This is a genomic window from Bacillus sp. LR--39 (assembly GCF_053613335.1).
On the sequence record NZ_JBSIOT010000235.1, the window covers coordinates 1 to 1,232 of the forward strand.

Annotated in this window: 1 protein-coding gene and 1 pseudogene; both read left to right on the forward strand. The window is 43.8% G+C overall.

From position 1 onward, the window contains the following. Positions 1-172: 172 nt before the first annotated feature. Positions 173-1,054: a PhzF family phenazine biosynthesis isomerase gene (locus tag ACWHAR_RS22085; protein WP_242304533.1), complete on the forward strand. Its 882-nt coding sequence runs from the start codon at positions 173-175 to the stop codon at positions 1,052-1,054. Between the two features lie 87 nt (positions 1,055-1,141). Then, positions 1,142-1,232 (forward strand): annotated as a pseudogene (locus ACWHAR_RS22090) (nitroreductase family protein); the annotation flags it as partial.

The following is a 1,232-nucleotide window of genomic DNA, read 5'->3' on the forward strand; positions in this document are numbered from 1 at the left end:
AGCGGCTATCGGCGCACCTTATTTTATTTATTTGCTCTATAAAACAAGAAATTCTTAATCGTTACACCCATTTTCTTAAAAAAGAAAATGGGTTTTTTTGATAATGACTGAAGATTCGTAATTATTTTTGCTATACTGACAGAGACATTGATAAAGAAAGGGCGGCAGATGAATGAAAGAAGCAGAGGTATTAAAATATGAAGCATTTACAAGCAGCCCCGGCAAAGGAAACCCTGCAGGCGTCGTTTTGCAGGGAGACGATTATACGGAAGACGAGATGCAGATCATAGCTGAGCGTGCCGGGTATTCAGAAACCTCCTTTATCCGAAAAAGCGAGTCGGCCGATCTTGAACTCCGTTACTTTACACCTGGACACGAAATGAATTTGTGCGGTCATGCGACAGTTGCTTCTCTTTACGCATTATGTGAGAAAGGAATGCTGGAGAGCGGTAAAACGTACAGCATCCAAACGAAAGCGGGTATCCTGCCTGTGAAGATTTCTGAAAAAGATGGCCGTATTCATATCACGCTTGAACAGGCCGCTCCGCAATTCAAACCATTTACAGGCGATCGGAAAAAACTTGCGGACGCACTGGGTATCACCGAAGAGGATTTTCATGAAGACCTTCCGATTGTGTTTGGCAGCACTGGCATATGGACAGCCATCGTTCCGCTTAAATCATTGGAGGCTTCCAAAAAAATGGTGCCAGATAACAAACAATTTCCGGAAGTGTTAATTGATCTGCCAAAAGCTTCAGTCCATCCGTTTACCTTTGAAACCGTTCATCCCGACAGCGACCTGCACGGACGCCACTTTTCATCCCCGTATTCGGGAACGATTGAAGACCCCGTGACCGGCACAGCTTCCGGCGTGATGGGGGCCTATATGAAACAATATGGCAATGCCAAGCAGCATAAATTTATCATTGAACAAGGGCAGGAAATTGGAAAAGACGGAAAAGTGGAGATCGAAATGAACGAAGCCGGCGGCCATGTGAAAGTGAACATGACAGGAACAGCCGTTTACTCAGAAACCCGTATTCTTAAAATCTAATACGGATGGTGGTTTACAAAAAGATGCACTTTCCGTTATCATTATGAAATGATAATCATTTTCAATTGCATAGGAAGGTGAGACGGTATGCCTCAAACCGAACAAATACATCAGCATTCAGTACTGCGTGACATCATACGCAGCAGAAGATCGATTCGAAAGTTTAAACAAGAGCCAG

What these genes read in the sequence shown, in the direction of transcription:
- ACWHAR_RS22085 (WP_242304533.1), top strand. Translation starts at nt 173, where the DNA reads ATGAAAGAAGCAGAGGTATTAAAATATGAAGCATTTACAAGCAGCCCC.